The 266-nt window shown below is 55.6% G+C and carries 1 protein-coding gene; it reads right to left on the bottom strand.

Annotated features, from left to right (window positions below):
- Nucleotides 1–72 precede the first annotated feature (72 nt).
- Nucleotides 73–266 (bottom strand): hypothetical protein (locus tag E4680_RS14245; RefSeq protein ID WP_205688963.1); only part of this gene is annotated, 194 nt, incomplete at its 5' end.

Raw genomic sequence — 266 nt, forward strand, 5'->3', positions numbered from 1 at the left:
CAACCTCGACAACATAGGGGAATTGCTGTTCCCCGTATGCGTCAGCGGTGACTTGCACGTCGAATGTCGGCATCACGGAATCCTGATCGTGATTGGTTGCAGCTGATAGGTGCCTTGCGCTGTGTAGAAAACAGATGATGGCAGCTTGAAACCGCCCTTGAACGTTCCGGAGATCCACACACCGACATAGGCAGCAGTGCCGCCAGGAGCCACATCAAAAGTCACGACGCCTGTGCTGTACGTTTTTGTCCCTGCAGACGCGGCGG

It is taken from the genome of Candidatus Macondimonas diazotrophica (assembly GCF_004684205.1).
In the GTDB taxonomy this organism is placed as follows: domain Bacteria; phylum Pseudomonadota; class Gammaproteobacteria; order UBA5335; family UBA5335; genus Macondimonas; species Macondimonas diazotrophica.